Here is a 15,156-nt window from a genome sequence, read left to right as displayed (position 1 = left end):
CTCCTCAGAACGAATAGTTGAAGCCGGTGCCGATGGCGTTGATCGTGGTGCCCACGCCCGGCGAGTAGCCGCTGGCGGCAAAGGCGCCGACCACGGCGAAGTTGTAGTTGGCCAGCGACTCGTTCTGCAGCAGCACGTAGTGGGCGAAGATCTCGCTGTTGCGGCTCAGGCGATAACCCACGCCCAGGGCGTACTGGCGTGCACCCATGCCACTGGTGTCGCACTGATAACCGGCCGCCGAGATCATCTTGCAATCGCCGGCCAGGGCGCGGGCGTAGCTGGCACGCAGGCGCCAGGCGCCGAGGCGGTGGCTGACGCCGAGCATGTAGGCGCGGCGCTTGTAGTCGGACAGGTCGCTGACGTTGAGGCTGTTGTTCACCACGCCATCCTCGGCGTAGTGCAGTTCGTCTGCCACCAGCGACAGCTGGGTGTTGCCGATCTGGTAGCCCAGGCCCAGGCGGTAGCTGTAGTCGTTGGACGATGTGCCGTCGGTGACGTGGGTGTTGCTGCCGACCCCACGCGAGTTGCGGCCAAGGCTGGCGATGCCGAAGTAGTCGACATGGCGCTCGGCCGCAGCCACCGCGGTGAAGCCACCGTTCTGGTACGTCAGGCTGCCGCCATAGAGGTAGCCGTTGTCGACGTCTTCGGCGGCTCGGGTGCCGTTGTTGGAGTAGGCCAGCTTGAGCGTCAGGCCGTTCCACTCCGGCGACCACCAGGCGACCATGCCGGACTGGCGCCGGTTGAACGCGGCATCGGAGCTTTCGCTGCTGTCGGCCCTGCTGGCCGGGCCGTTGACGTTGCTGGCCATGCTGACGTTGAAGCCCGGCGAGCCGATGATGTTGTAGTAGGCGCCAGCGGTCTTGCCGTTGAACGGATCGAGGCTGGTGGTGCTCTCCTTGAGCGGCATGTCCCAGACCCCGTAGAGCAGGGTGCCGTAGCGGTCGTCGTCGAAGGCCACGGCGGAGTTGCGCAGGCGGGTGTTGGGCGAAATCGACTTGGGCGCGGTTTCGTCGCCCGACAGCGTGTAGTTGACCGAGATGCCGTATTCGAGCTGCCACAGGAAGCGCGAGGTGTCGTTGATCGGGATACCGGCACGGGCACCGACATAAGAAACGTTGTCGCGGGCACGCAGGTAGCTGTTCATGTTGCGCCCGTTGGGCGTGGCCAGTTTGCTCTGGTCGGCGGGGGCCGCGCGGGTCGAGTCGCGCCGATCGACGTACTCGGGCACCAGGCCCAGCGAGCCGTAGAGGGTCAGCTCGGTGCTCTTGTCACGAAAGTCCTCGCGGGTGCCGAGGTCTTTGGCCAGGCCCGCGAAGGCCTGCGGCGAGCCGCTGACCGAGAGCCAGAAACGCTTGGCGTCGCGCTCGTCGCTGGTCGGACCGTCGCCGTTGGAGAAGGCCAGGCTGGCGTTCATCACCAGGTCGCGGTGATAGATGTTCAGGCCCACCCCGTAGCCGTGGCGGCTGAGGCTGTTCTCGCTGTCGTCCCAGGGCTTCTTGTTGACCTTCACCCGCCCCGCATCGGCGAACAGCGCACCTTCGGCGATGGCGCCATGGATGTTGCCCAGGTACTTGCGCAGCTCGACCCGGCCGAGCAGGCCTTCGTCACCGGCCGCTTCGCCGACCCCGTAGGCGCGCACGCCGTTGGGGCCGCCGAGGGTGAATTTCTCCGAGCTGTCGAGGTTCTTGTCGGCCCACTGACCGCTGATGGCGGCATACAGCGAGTAACCGCCGCCGAGCGCCTGCAGGCGGCTGAACGACAGGGTGCCCTTGTGGTAGGTGCCGGCGGCCTCGGCAGTCAGCGCGTCGAGGGCTGCGTCGAGCGGGGTGTTCTTGTCCAGGTGGCCGATGCCATAGCCCAGGCTCCAGCGGTTGCTGCCGGCCCAGCCGTCACGCCAGTCGCCGTACAGGGTCAGGCCTCGGAACACGGCGCTCTTGCGCACCTCGAAGGCGCCAGCGGCGTCGTCGAAGTAACGGTGTTCCTGCGCCAGGTTCAGGCCGATGTTGGCGTCGCGGCTGCGCAGCAGCGAGGCATCGACGAACAGTGCCGAAACCTCGGCGCTGCCGCTGGCGTTGGCGGTCTTCAGGCCCTTGCCGATGCTGTAGTCCATCTCGGCGTAGCTGGCGCCGACGCTGATGCCGCTGGCACCCAGCGGCAAGCGCATGCCCACGCCCTTGATATCCAGGCCCTCGAAGCTGGCCTGGTTGTTGAAGTACAGGCTCTCGCCGAAGCCGAAGGCGTCGTTGAGGCTGACGTTGGTGCTCATCCGGTTGCTGCCGGTGTAGTAGTTGCCGTAGTTGTCGAAACTGACCCGGCCGGTCCAGGCAGTCATCTCGCTCAACTTCAGTACGATGTCGACGGCGCCCGGCTGGCGCGAGGGTTGCAGAACCGCGCGCACGGAAACCCCGGCGATATCGGAGAGGCGCAGCAGTACGCGCTCCATGTCCTGCTCGCGAATCACGCTGCCGCTGGGCAGTGCGTCGACGAAACGCTGCTGCATGCCGGCATTCAGGCGCACACCCGGGCCCGGCTCGGTGCGCACCGTGCCGACCTTGCCCTCACGCACCTCAAGGGTGACCACGCCGCCTTCGATTTCCTGCGGCGGCAGGTAGGCGCGGGCCACCAGGTAACCGCGGCTGCGGTACAGCGCGGTGACTCGGTCGGCGGCGGCGCGCAAGCCGTTGAGGTCGAGTTCGCGGCCGAGGTCGTTCTGCAATTCCTGTTGCAGGCGCGATTCGCTGATCTCGCGGTTGCCGGTGAGCTTGAAGGCCGTGACCTTGAAGCTGAACGACGGGCCCGCCTGGGTAGTGCCCTGGGCCTGGCGCTGGTCGTCCTCGGCCTCGATGCGCACGTTGCCTTGGGGCTGCTGGCTGCGCTGCGCCGGGCGCAAGCTGTCGCGGTTGGTGTCGAACAGTGAGCCGGCGCTGGGCAGGGTTTCACCCTGGGCCTGGCCGGCGAGCACGGCGGCGGTGAGGAAGGTCAGGGCGCGCGGGTGCAACGCCCGGCGCACGGAGGCGGCGAGATAAGTCCGGGTCATGGCAGATTCTTTTTGTTGTTTTTGTAGGAAGTGCGAACGGCGTCAGCGGGTCGGGAACAGGGTCCTGGCAACGCTTTTCGCGGCGAACAGGCGGGCGGCGTTATGGCCGACCTTACTGACCTGGAATTGCAGGTGGTCGATGGGGATGTGCCATTTCTGCGCGAGGAAGGCTTCGTAGCGCAGGTAGTTGAGCTGACGCTCGACACGGGTAGCGCCCTGCATGGCAGCGCCACAGGCGCGGTCCATGACCCGGTCGTCCGGTTTGTTGTCGAGCTCGCCGACCATGTAGGTCAGGTTGCGTGCGGCATAGCGCTGGAACACCTGGGTGGCGTTCAGGCCCTGGCGGGTGAAGTACGCCGGTGCCCGCTCCAGGCCATAGCGGTATTGGTTGTAGCTTGGGCACATGACCGTGAGCACCGGCTTGAAGGCGCCGTCCTGCACGCGGTTGTCGTCCAGGTAGAGGTAGGACGAGGGGCTCGACACCACGTAGCGCACCTGGATGCCGCTGGCGCGCAGGCGTTGGTCGCCGTCGCCGAGCAGGGTGTAGCGCTGCATCAACTGACCACCGGCGGAGTGACCGATGAGCACGATTTCCTTCAGTGCCGGGAAATGCTGGCGGTTGCCGAGGTAGGTGAGCAGGTCGTCGAGCACGGTGAAACCGGCGATACCGGCGCGCCCGCTCTGCGACTCGGTGCCGTGCATCCACTTGTCCTTGGGCCACAGCGGCATGTCGTCGCCGGCACGGCGGTCGCTGGGGGTGAGGAAGTTGGGCGCCAGCAGCAAGGTGTCGCTGGCGCTGAAACCCGCGTTTTCCAGCAGCTTTTCGCCGCTGTCGTAATAGTCGTCGGCGTTGCGGCGCACACCATGCAGCAGCACCACGGCGCGCTGCACGGGCAGGCTGGCACGCTGCAGGTCGTTGTTGGCGAAGGCAAGGAAGTTGTAGGGGGCAGTGTCGCCCAGGCGCAGGGTCTGGGGGGCGGCGACGGCCTGGACGGCCAGCAGGCTGGCGGCCAGGAGCAGCAGGGAGCGGGCGAATGTGCGCAGAGCGTGATGCGGCATGTAACCACCTCGTAAGAGTGCGGTGCCGGTCGTATCCCGTGGCAGTGTGTGGGGATCGGCCGGTTTGATTGGAGTTATGGCGCCGATCCTAGCAGCGGTTTTTGCCGAGATAAAATATCTTGAATCGAGTGTCTTGATATCTTGAAAGTATCAAGTTGCCATCGCCGCTCTCCATACTAGAGAGATATTGGTTGGATATTTTTAATATATTTTTAATCTTCCAAACCCGCCGCTAGCATCCCGCCATGTTCGCCCCTCCTGAGCGACACACTCGCGGAACCGAAACCATGACAACAAGAAAGACCCCGCTCTACCTGGCCATTACCTACGCCCTGTTCGCCGCTGCCACGGCCCAGGCCGCCAACACTGCCGACCTGCCGTGCAAGACCACCGCCGAATGCGCCGAGCAGGCGCGCAAGATCGGCGCCACCGTCGACAAGTCCGCGCTCAAGGGGGGCCAGCAGGAAAGCCAGTTCGACTGGCTCAACCGCATCAACAAGGCCTCCATCGTCATGCTTACCGAGCAGGGCATCGTGCCGGCCGACCAGGGCAAGGTGATCGCCGGCGGCGTGCGCTATGCCATCGACCAGGCCAAGCAGCCCGACGGCAAGCGCCCCAGCGATGTGTTGCAGCTTGAGCAGGTGATGATCGACAAGATTGGTCCGCAGGCTTCGTTGATCCACTCCGGGCGCAGCCGCCAGGACATGTACGCCACCTATCGCCTGGCCTCGCTGCGCGCCGAAGTGCTGGACTACAGCGACGCCCTGAACGCCACCCGCCAGCGTCTGCTCAAGCTGGCCTCGGTCAACGTCGACACTCTGGTGCCGGCCTACACCAACGGCGTGCAGGCCATGCCGATCAGCTACGCCCACTACCTGCTGGCCTACGAGGCGTCGTTCCAGCGCGATGCCCAGCGCATCCATGACCTCTATGCGCGCCTGAACCTGAGCCCGATGGGCACCGCGGTGCTGGCCAACTCCGGTTACCCGCTCAACCGCGAGCGCCTGGCAACGCTCTTGGGCTTCGATGGCCTGCGTGAGAACTCGCTGGATGCCAGCCAGGTGTCGACCTACGACATTCCGCTGGAGGCTGCGAGCATTGCCTCGTCGTCGGCCATTCGCGTGGGCGCGATCATTGGCGATATCCACACCCAGTACCACCAGACCCGCCCGTGGCTGCTGCTCGACGAGGGTTCGACCTACACCAGCAGCGCCATGCCGCAGAAGCGCAACCCGGGCTTGCTGATGCGCACCCGCGAGTCGGCCTCCGATGTGGTCGGGCTGGCCAACGCCACCACCGTGCGAGCGCATAACGTCACTACCGGTATGACCGACTACAAGGCCGCGTTCGACGATCTGGGGCTGTTCAAGTCGGCCAACGAAATGTTCGAGCGCATGGACCTGGTGCTCGATGCCCTGCAGATCAACGCTGCTCGGGCCGAAGAGGAACTGGACGCAGACTGGACCACGTCGATGGAGCTGGCCGACACCCTGGAGCGCCAGCACCACGTGCCGTTCCGCATCGGCCACAGCTTTGCCTCGCTGATCGTCGAGAAGGCCCGTGCCGAGGGCACGCTGCCCAAGGACTTCGCCTACGCCGATGCCCAGGCGCTCTATACCCAGGCCGCGAAGAAGTACAAATGGCAGGACGACCAGCTGCCGCTGAGCGAGACCGCCTTCCGCGCCAGCCTGTCGCCACGGGCGATGGTCGAGAGTCGCCAGGGCACTGGTGGGCCACAGCCGAACGAAGTGCGGCGCATGCTGATGGAAGCGGGCAAGCGCCTGGCGGCGGACCAGGACTGGATGAAGCTGCACCGGCAGAAGCTGGTGGATGCCGATGCGGCGCTGGACAAGGCCTTCGACAAGCTCGCCGGGCAATAACGGCATCGCAATCTCAAAAATCTAAGGCGTGCCCAATCCCTGTGGGAGCGGGCTGGTCCCGCGATCGGGCGCGAAGCGGCCGCAAACCAGGCAACCGAGAGACGTCCAGATACACCTTAGCGCCTGATTTTACGGCCGCTTCGCGCCCGATCGCGGGACCAGCCCGCTCCCACAGGGATTGGGCTGGCTCTAAGATTTTGAGCAAGACTGTTGCTCCTACAGATGTGGTGGATGCCTGTGGAGCGGCGGTGTCTTCATACTTCAGAAAACTCCGAATCTCGCCGACATCCCTTCAGTTCAAGGTTGCTTGGGAATTATCCTGCGCGTCACACAGCCGTTTCTCTGTTGTTGAAGATAAGCATCGGGACTAACTTCCCTGGGGCGCCACAGGGTGAGCCGGGTTTGAGAGCTATGCCTTTCAAGGTGTTTGTGTAGAGGCTGGCAGGTGCCTGCCGAAAGGTTTTCAGCACCTATGAGATCGAGCGCCGCGCGGGCGGCGCTCGATCTCACAGGCGCTGAAAAGCTTCAGGCAAGCACCTGTCAGCCCTCACGCAATGACATGCGAACCCCCTGAAAGAGAAGGGTGTGAGAACCCCGCTATCCATCTGCACTTCAACGGCTGCCACCCATTTGAGAGCGAGCTTGTTCTAACCCAACACCTCGCGCAACCGCCCTCGATCCACCTTCCCGTGCCACCAGGCAATCGCCAGGCACGCCACACAATTGCCCACCACATTGGTCACCGACCGGCATTTCATCAGCCGCTCCACGCCAATCAGCAAACCGATGCTCTCCAGCGGCACGATGTCCAGCACGCTCAAGGTCGCCGCCAGGGTGACGAAGGCCGAGCCGGCCACGCTGGTCGAGCCGAGCGAGGTGAACAGGCTGACCAGCACGATGGTCGCCAGCAGCGAGGGAGTCAGGTCGATATGCCCAAGCTGTGCGAGAAACAGCACCGCGACGATCAGGTACAGGCTCGAGCCATTGAGGTTGAAGCTGTAGCCGGCAGTGAGGGTCAGGCGCAGGGTCTGGCTGTCGCAACCCGCCGCTTCGAGCTTTTCCACCAGGCGCGGCAGGGCGGCCACCGACGAACCGGTCGAGATCACCAGCAGCAATTCTTCCTTGATGTAGCCCACCAGCCGCGCCAGGCGACAGCCGAGCAGACGCATCACCAGCAGCGGCACCAGCAACAGGTAGGCCAGGCACGCGGCGTAGGCAGCAACGACGAACTTGGCCAGGGGAATGGCGGCGTCCAGGCCGTACTTGCCGATGATGAAGGCGATGGCACCAAACGCGGCCAGCGGCGCGAAGCTGACGATCAGGCGCATGATGCGGAACATCCAGGCCATGGTCCGGTCGAGCTGGCGGGCCAGGCGCCGGCCGGTTTCGCCGCTGCGCCCCAGCAGCAGGCCACACACCAACGCGGCCAGCAGCACCTTGAGGATCGGGCTTTCTTCCAGCGAGTCGAGCAGCAGGGTCGGCAGGCGGGAGAGCATCGGACCGTCGCCGGCCAGCAGCGGCACCGACCACACATGGCTGGAGCTTTCCAACCCCGCACCAGGGCGCAGCAGCAAAGCCACCACCAGGCCAATCAGCAGCGAAAGCAACGACATCAGTTGCCAGTAGGCCATGGCCTTGAGGCCGAGGCGGGCGGTGGCGCGGTAGTCGCTCAGGGCGGCGGTGCTGGAGCAGACCAGGATGAACATCACCACCGGGGCACAGACGCCGATGATGGAAATGAACAGGTCACTGAGCGGCTTCATCTGCACCGCCAGGTCCGGCTGCCAGACGCCCAGCAGCGCACCGGCCAGCAGGGCGAGCAGGAGCAGGGCAAGGTCTGAGCGAGAGCGATTAGGGATCATCGGGATTTTTTGTTGTTTTCCGGTTTGCCGATTCTAGCGTGAATGGTGCGAGGACTGCGCATGCGCCACAATGCTCCTCGCCACCCGTCCCCGGAGCCTGCATGGAACTTCGTCACCTTCGTTACTTCGTCATGGTTGCCCAGGAAAAGCACTTCACCCGTGCCGCCGCGCGGCTGAACATGCAGCAACCGCCACTCAGCCAGCAGATCCGCGCACTGGAACAGGAACTGGGCTTCGACCTGTTCATCCGCCATGCCAAGGGTGTCGACCTTACCGCTGGCGGCGAGGTGTTCCTTCAAGAGGCACTGGACATCCTGCAACGGGTCGAGAACGGTGCGCAGAAGGCGGCGCGCACGGCCAAGGGCATCGAAGGCAACCTCAAGGTCGGCTTCACCAGCTCGGCGGCGTCCCATCCACTGATCCCCCGCATCATCCGGCGCTACCGCGACTTGTACCCGGACGTCGATATCGCCTTGCACGAAGGCAACGCCCGCGAGCTGACCGACGAGGTGAGCGACGACAGTGTCGATATCGGCATCCTTCGCGCTCCGGTCGATCGTCCACGCGGCATCGCCTATCACCGGTTGCTCAACGAAGAACTGGTGCTGACCCTGCCGGTTGGCCATCGCCTGCTCGACAGCGGTGCGGCCATTGCCCTCAAGGACCTGGCCGACGAGCCGTTCATCCTGGTGCGCCGCCCGGGGGCGCCGGGGATGTACGCCAATTTGCTGCAGGCGTGTCGCAATGCCGGGTTCGAGCCGAAGGTGGCGTTCGAGGTCGAGCGCATGCTGACCAACGTCAGCCTGGTGGCCGCAGGTGCCGGGGTGTCGGTGGTGCCGACCTCGATGCGCGGCTTTCACGAGCACAGCGTGGCCTATCGGCCAATTCGCGACGCCCGGCCACGGCTGGCGGCGCCTATTACCTTGCTGTGCCGGCAGGACAACCCGTCGCCGCAGGCGGTGAATTTTGTGGCGTTGGCGCGGGAGCTGGGCAGCGAGTTGCGCCGTGAACGACGGGAGGCCGGTGGTGCTGCGTTAGCTACAGGCTAATGACAACGCGGCGCCTGGCTAACAAGGCCGGGGCGCTGGGAGGGTAGGGTGGTCGCAACACTGCAAAGTCTGTGGCGAAGCGATTTTGGCCGACAGGCTTGTGGTGGCTGTTCCGGCCTCATCGCGGGACAAGCCCGCTCCCACAGGGATTGGGCTGGCCTTTAGATTTTGAACAAGACAGTTGCTCCTACATGTTGTACTACCTCTGTGGGAGCGGGCTTGTCCCGCGATGGGGCCCTGAAGATCACCCCCCCTTCGGGAGCCTCACCATGTCATCCGCCCGCTTCACCCTGTTCACCGCCTCGGCGGTGTGCGCCCTGATCATCCTCGACACCAATATCGTCGCGGTCAGCCTGCCCAGCATCGCCCGTGACCTGTCCGGCTCGTTCGCCGACATCGAATGGGTGGTCAGCGCCTACCTGCTGGCCTTCGCCGCAGCCCTGCTACCGGCCGGCAGCCTGGCCGATCGTTTCGGCCGACGGCGCATGCTGCAACTGGGGCTGGGCCTGTTCGGCCTGGCCTCGCTGGCCTGCGGCGCCGCGCCGACACTGGTGTTCCTCGACCTGGCCCGGGCCGCCAAGGGCCTTGGTGCGGCGCTGCTGCTCACCGCCGCGCTGGCGGCCATCGGTCACCGCTTCCACGAACCCGAGGAACGCCTGCGCGCCTGGGCGTTCTGGGGCGCGTGCATGGGCGCGACCATCACCTTCGCACCGCTGCTTGGCGGCCTGATCGCCAGCACCCTGGGCTGGCGCTGGATCTTCTACATCAACCTGCCGCTGGTGGGGGTGCTGTCGATCATGGTCCGGCGCAGCGTCGAGGAATCGCGCGACAGCGCCACCGCGCGCCTCGACCCGTTCGGCAGCCTGACCTTCGCGGGTGCGCTGGGCTACCTGATCTGGGCACTGATCGATGCCAACCGCGTCGGCTGGGACAGCGCCCCCACCCTCGGGCGCCTGGTGATCGCGGCGTTCCTGTTCTTCCTCTTCGTGTTGGTCGAGCGCAACCAGTCGCGGCCGATGATCGATCTGCAACTGATGCGCAGCGGACGCTTCATCGGCGCTCTGCTCGGCATGTTCGCCTACGCCGCCTGCGCCCAGGTGATGATGACCCTGCTGCCGCTGTACCTGCAGAACGGCCTGCAACTGCCAGCGCTGGCCGCAGGTGCAGGCATGCTGCCGTTCGCCCTGGCGATGCTGCTGACACCCCGCCTGGGCATGCGTCTGTCGGCACGGCTCGGCTCGGCGCGCGTGTTCGCCCTGGGGTTGCTGCTGGTGGGGCTGGGCAACCTCTTGTGTTCGGCCGCAGCCGCGTACGGCGGTTATACCCGCTTCGCCCTGGCCAGCCTGGTGCTTGGCGCCGGGGCCGGGCTGCTCAACGGCGATACGCAGAAGAACATCATGGCCTGCGTACCGCGCGAGCGCACCGGCATGGCCTCGGGATTGAGCACCACCACCCGCTTCGGCGCGATCGTGCTGGCCATCGGTGTGCTGGGCGGGATTCTGGCCAGCCGCAGCGGGCAGTTGTTGCGTGAGGCGGTGGCGGGCGTGGCGCCGGGGCAACTGGACAAGGTCGGCGACATGGCGACCCGGGTCGCGGCGGGCGATCTGCCGGCGGCGCTGGCGGTGGTCGATCCGAGTCTGCGCGACACCCTCGCGCCGCTGGCACGCCAAGCCTTCGTCGGCGGTTTCGAAGCGGTGCTGACGAGTGCCGGGGTGGCGGCGCTGGTGTTCGCCGTAGTGGTGGGGCTTCTGCTGAACCGACCACTCCCCGTGCCAGTCACGCAGCCGACCTGATGATTTAATTTCATGGTCGTTATCAATCAACGCGATTAGAAGGCTTCACATTCTCTGGGTATAAAGCATGCAAAAAATGATGGCAAAAAGCTTTTATGCACTCGGGGGAGGACACCATGTTCAGAGGAATCAGCATCACCATGAGGTTGGCGCTGGGGTTTGCATTGGTCGTTGGGTTGATGCTGGTCATCACCGCCATCGGCGTGCACCGGGTGGGCGGGATCGACGCGCTGCTCACCGAGGTCAGCGGCAACACCACGGTCAAGCAGCGCTATGCGATCAACCTGCGCGGCAGCGTGCATGACCGCGCCATCGCCATCCGCGATGCCGTGCTGACCCACGATGACGGCCAGCTTTCTGGCTTCCTCCAGGACATCAAGCGCCTGGACGACTTCTACCAGACCTCCGCGGTGCCGCTGGCCAAGATGCTCGGCGAGCCCAAGGCCGGTGCCGACGAGCAACGCCTGCAGCAGCAGATCCAGGGTATCGAGCGTACCGCCCAGGCCGCCACCGCACAGCTGCTGGAACTGCGCCACAAGGGCGACTTCGAGCAGGCCCAGGCGCTGCTACTGGCCCAGGTCGCGCCGGCGTACAAGGAATGGCTGCGTAGTATCAACGCCTTCATCGACCTGCAGGAAAAGGATGTAGTGCGCGACATCGGCATCGTGCGTGACAGCGCTTCGGGCTTTGCCGGTTTGATGCTCTGGGCCGCGGCCCTGGCTGCGCTGCTCAGCGTCGGCGCCTCGCTGCTGATAATCCGCAGAATTCGCTCGACCCTGGGCGCCGAGCCCGAGGAAGTGGCGCAACTGCTGCGTGGCCTGGCCCGTGGAGAGATCGACCAGAGCGTACGCAGCCAGCACCCGGACAGCGTGATGGGCGCGCTGGGCACCACCAACCGTCACCTCACCGAGATCATCGCCCAGGTCAACCAGGTGGCGACCGACCTGGTCGCCTCGTCCAGCCGCATGAGTCAGGGCGCCGCCGCCAACCAGGGGCGCATGCAGCAGCAGAGCGACGACACTCAGCACATGGCCAGCGCCGTGTCGCAGCTGGTAGCCGCGATCAACGAGATCGCCGGTTACGCCGCCGCGGCAGCGCGGGCCTCCGAGGCGGCCGACCAGGAAGTGGATGCTGGCAAGACCGTGGTCGAAGGCACCGCCAGCTCCATGCACGAACTGGCTCAGGTGCTGGAGTCGGCCACCGAGGCGGTGTTGCAGGTCGCCTCTGACAGCCAGGCCATCGAGAGCATCATCGAGGTGATCAACTCCATCGCCGAGCGCACCAACCTGCTGGCGCTCAATGCCGCGATTGAAGCCGCGCGTGCCGGCGAGTTCGGCCGGGGCTTCGCGGTGGTCGCCGACGAGGTGCGCTCGCTGGCCAACCGCACCCAGGAGTCGACTCGCGAGATCCGCGGCATGATCGGCAAGCTGCAGGAGGGGGCCGGCAAGACTGCGCAGATCGTCGGCGACAGCCGCGAGCTGGCGCAGGGCACGGTGGAGCGTACCCAGGTCGCACAGCGTTCGCTGAACGAGATCCGTCGCGAGGTGGCAGCGATCAGCCAGATGAACAACCAGATCGCCGCGGCTTCGTCGCAGCAGGATGTGGCGGCGAGCATGCTCAGCCAGGACATCAATCGCATCCACGCCTCCTCGCGTGATGCCCACGCAGGTTCCACGCGCCTGGCCGGAGACAGCCAGGAGTTGCTGGAGCTGGCGGATGCACTGGGCAGCCGGATGGGCTTCTTCAAGACTGCCGGGTAGTTCCCCCAGGCCCGACCTTTTCGCGGGTAAACCCGCTCCTGCAGGGGTTGCTGTGGGAGCGGGTTTACCCGCGAAAAGGCCAACACTGCCCTCAACCCTGTTCGATAAAAAAGAACGCTCAATCACACATTCGATAAACCATACTGCGGAAAAAACAACAGGTGTTTTTCCGCATGATGACCCTGCGCCAGATTCGCCACTTCATCGCCGTCGCCGAAACCGGCTCGATCTCCGCCGCCGCGCAGGCGGTGTTCATCTCCCAGTCGACACTCACCCAGGCGATCCAGCAACTGGAAGACGAGATCGGCGTGACCCTGTTCACCCGCCATGCCAAGGGCATGAGCCTGACTCACCAGGGCCACCAGTTCCTGCGCCAGGCGCACCTGATCCTGGCCACCGTGGAAAACGCCAAGCGCAGCCTGCAGCAGAGCACCGACCAGGTCGATGGCCTGCTCACCATCGGCGTCACCAGCCTGGTCGCCGGCTATTACCTGGCCGACCTGATCACCCGCTTCCAGCACGCCTATCCCAACGTCCAAACCCGCGTGGTGGAGGACGAGCGTCCCTACATCGAGCATTTGCTGGTGGCCGGCGAGATCGATGTCGGCGTGCTGATCCTGTCCAATCTCGAAGATCGCCACGCCCTGCAGACCGAAGTGCTCACCCACTCGCCACACCGCCTGTGGCTGCCGCCGCGCCATCCGCTGCTCGAGCGCGACAGCATCAGCCTGGCCGATGTCGCGGGCGAGCCGCTGATCCAGCTCAACGCCGATGAAATGGGCCTGCACACCCAGCGCATCTGGAGCCGTGCCGGGCTTACGCCCAAGGTCACCTTGCGCACCGCGTCGGTGGAAGCGGTGCGTAGCCTGGTGGCGGCGGGGCTTGGGCTGTCGATCCAGGCCGACATGACCTACCGCCCGTGGTCGCTGGAAGGCGACATCATCGAAGCCCGCCCGCTGGCCGACCTCAACGAGACCCTCGACGTGGGCCTGGCCTGGCGCCGGGGCACGGCGCGCACGCCGCTGGTGGACCCATTCCTGACATTGGCCAGGGGGCAGGGCAGCCAGCGCAAGGTATCGCTTTAATCGAACGAGACTTTCTATATTTAGAATTTGTGAAGCTGCCTGTCGGGCCCTAGTCTCGTTTCTAGTGGACGCGCCCGACCCACAGCGGAGGCGCCATGCACGACGACACGAAAAAAAGAAGAAGTCCGAAAATGCCCACCAGTCTTCCGCTGTACAGCGCGCAGTTGATCGATGGCCACCTGGTTGCCGGGGAAGGGCTGGTCGAGCCCATCGTCAACCCGGCGACCGGCGAGTTGCTGCTGAATGTCGGCGAAGCCTCCCTCGAACAGCTTGAGCGCGCAGTGCAGGCGGCCCAGCGCGCCTTTGCCGGCTGGTCGCGCACGACCCCTGCGCAACGCGCTGCCACTTTGCTCGCCATCGCCGACGCCATCGACGCCAATGCTGACCTGCTTGCCCGTCTCGAGGCGCTGAATTGCGGCAAGCCCCTGCACCTGGCGCGCCAGGATGATATTCCCGCCACTGCCGACGTGTTCCGCTTCTTTGCCGGGGCCGTGCGCTGTCAGCAGGGGCAGCTCACTGGCGAGTACGTCGCCGGGCACACCAGCATGGTGCGCCGCGACCCAGTTGGCGTGGTGGCGTCGATCGCGCCGTGGAACTACCCACTCATGATGGCCGCCTGGAAGATCGCCCCCGCCCTGGCCGTAGGCAACACCGTGGTGTTCAAGCCCTCCGAACACACGCCGCTGTCGATCCTGGCTCTGGCGCCGCTGCTGGTCGATATCCTGCCGCCTGGCGTATTGAACATTGTTTGCGGTGGCGGCGAGGCGGTCGGCAGCCATCTGGTCGGCCATCCCAAGGTGCGCATGGTGTCGCTGACCGGCGATATCGTCACCGGCCAGAAGATCCTCCAGGCCGCTTCGCGCACGCTCAAGCGCACCCACCTGGAACTCGGCGGCAAGGCCCCGGTGATCGTCTGCGACGATGCCGACCTGGAGGCCGTGGTGCAGGGCATTCGCACCCATGGTTACTACAACGCCGGGCAAGACTGCACCGCCGCCTGCCGCATCTACGCCCAGGCTGGCATCCACGACCGGCTGGTGGCCGCACTGGGCGACGCGGTGGGCAATATCCGCTTCGCCCGCAAGAAAGACGCCGACAACGAGATCGGCCCGCTGATCAGCGCCCGCCAGCGCGACCGCGTGGCCAGCTTCGTCGAGCGCGCCCTGGGCCAGCCGCACATCGAGCGGGTGACCGGTGCCGCAGTGCATTCGGGCCCCGGCTTCTACTACCAGCCGACGCTGCTGGCCGGCTGCCGCCAGCAGGACGAGATCGTCCAGCGCGAGGTGTTCGGGCCGGTGGTCACCGTGACCCGCTTCGAACACCTGTCCCAGGCGCTGGACTGGGCCAACGACTCCGAATACGGCCTGGCCTCCTCGGTGTGGACGCAGAACCTCGACAAAGCCTTCCAGATCGCCAACCGCCTGCAATACGGCTGCACCTGGATCAACACCCATTTCATGCTGGCCAGCGAGATGCCCCATGGTGGGCTCAAGCGCTCCGGCTACGGCAAGGACTTGTCCAGCGACTCGCTGCAGGACTACAGCGTGGTGCGCCACATCATGGCGCGTCACGGCGAGCTGCTCGACTGACACAAGAATCCGCTGGCGCCGCCAGGGACGTTGTTCGCTTGA

9 protein-coding genes and 1 pseudogene are annotated in these 15,156 nt (G+C 65.4%); 7 read left to right on the top strand and 3 right to left on the bottom strand.

Features of this window, described 5'->3' with window-relative positions:
* Positions 1-4 precede the first annotated feature (4 nt).
* Entirely contained in the window at positions 5-3,037 is a 3,033-nt protein-coding gene (locus tag AB688_RS24400) for a porin (protein WP_063546184.1), read from the bottom strand.
* A gap of 42 nt (positions 3,038-3,079) precedes the next feature.
* The gene (locus AB688_RS24395; RefSeq protein WP_063546182.1) at positions 3,080-4,096 is read right to left on the bottom strand and encodes an alpha/beta fold hydrolase; all 1,017 of its coding nucleotides are present in this window, start codon (positions 4,094-4,096) and stop codon (positions 3,080-3,082) included.
* 287 nt (positions 4,097-4,383) lie between these two features.
* On the opposite strand from AB688_RS24395, the gene AB688_RS24390 reads away from it, so the two are divergent.
* A complete protein-coding gene (locus AB688_RS24390) occupies positions 4,384-5,976 on the top strand; it encodes an argininosuccinate lyase (protein ID WP_063546181.1) in 1,593 nt (530 codons plus the stop codon).
* Positions 5,977-6,623: 647 nt separating this feature from the next.
* On the opposite strand, the gene AB688_RS24385 is transcribed toward AB688_RS24390, so the two are convergent.
* Positions 6,624-7,838 carry a cation:dicarboxylate symporter family transporter gene (locus AB688_RS24385; protein ID WP_063546180.1) on the bottom strand — a complete coding sequence of 405 codons (1,215 nt, stop codon included), beginning with the start codon at positions 7,836-7,838 and terminating at the stop codon, positions 6,624-6,626.
* A 101-nt stretch (positions 7,839-7,939) separates the two neighbouring features.
* On the opposite strand from AB688_RS24385, the gene AB688_RS24380 reads away from it, so the two are divergent.
* From AB688_RS24380 to AB688_RS24360, 6 genes and pseudogenes are all read left to right on the top strand, one after another.
* Entirely contained in the window at positions 7,940-8,887 is a 948-nt protein-coding gene (locus tag AB688_RS24380; RefSeq protein ID WP_063546177.1) for a LysR substrate-binding domain-containing protein, read from the top strand.
* A gap of 269 nt (positions 8,888-9,156) precedes the next feature.
* Entirely contained in the window at positions 9,157-10,680 is a 1,524-nt protein-coding gene (locus AB688_RS24375) for an MFS transporter (RefSeq protein WP_063546176.1), read from the top strand.
* A gap of 95 nt (positions 10,681-10,775) precedes the next feature.
* A pseudogene (locus AB688_RS27620) lies at positions 10,776-11,264 on the top strand (MCP four helix bundle domain-containing protein); the annotation flags it as partial.
* A 114-nt stretch (positions 11,265-11,378) separates the two neighbouring features.
* Complete coding sequence (locus tag AB688_RS27615; RefSeq protein ID WP_419555272.1) at positions 11,379-12,440, top strand: methyl-accepting chemotaxis protein; 1,062 nt, start codon at positions 11,379-11,381, stop codon at positions 12,438-12,440.
* 173 nt (positions 12,441-12,613) lie between these two features.
* The gene (locus tag AB688_RS24365) at positions 12,614-13,525 is read left to right on the top strand and encodes a LysR family transcriptional regulator (RefSeq protein ID WP_054895270.1); all 912 of its coding nucleotides are present in this window, start codon (positions 12,614-12,616) and stop codon (positions 13,523-13,525) included.
* A 131-nt stretch (positions 13,526-13,656) separates the two neighbouring features.
* Positions 13,657-15,114, top strand: a complete 1,458-nt coding sequence (locus AB688_RS24360) for a gamma-aminobutyraldehyde dehydrogenase (protein WP_231100275.1) — start codon at positions 13,657-13,659, stop codon at positions 15,112-15,114.
* Positions 15,115-15,156 lie beyond the last annotated feature (42 nt).

Source organism: Pseudomonas putida (assembly GCF_001636055.1).
GTDB lineage: Bacteria > Pseudomonadota > Gammaproteobacteria > Pseudomonadales > Pseudomonadaceae > Aquipseudomonas > Aquipseudomonas machongensis.
Note: the sequence above shows the minus strand (reverse complement) of the source record. Positions and strands in the feature narration are given on the sequence as shown.